The sequence below is a fragment of the Planktothrix sp. PCC 11201 genome, from assembly GCF_900009135.1.
GTDB lineage: Bacteria > Cyanobacteriota > Cyanobacteriia > Cyanobacteriales > Microcoleaceae > Planktothrix.
This window is the reverse complement of record NZ_LT797736.1, coordinates 1-239: the sequence shown is the minus strand read 5'-3', so window position 1 is coordinate 239 and position 239 is coordinate 1. Positions and strand designations below refer to the sequence as shown.

The following is a 239-nucleotide window of genomic DNA, read 5'->3' as shown; positions in this document are numbered from 1 at the left end:
GAAATTGACTTAAAGTATTTAGATGAATCGGGTTTTTGTCTGTGGAGTGAACCGGGTTACACCTATTATTTTAGGGGGGAACAAAAACGTTTAGAACAAACACATCGTCGGGGTCGCAGATTAAGTATTATTGGGTTTTGGCAACAGCAAATCAGTTTTGTTTATGGCTTGGTGATTGGAGGTGTGAATCGCAAGTGTTATATCCAAATGATGGAACAAGAAGCAACAGAGGCTGAAAA

At 39.3% G+C, this 239-nt stretch carries 1 protein-coding gene; it reads left to right on the top strand.

Going from position 1 to position 239, the window contains the following annotated elements:
* A partial coding sequence (locus tag PL11201_RS26645; protein WP_339394379.1) for a transposase occupies positions 1-239 on the top strand: 239 nt, incomplete at both ends.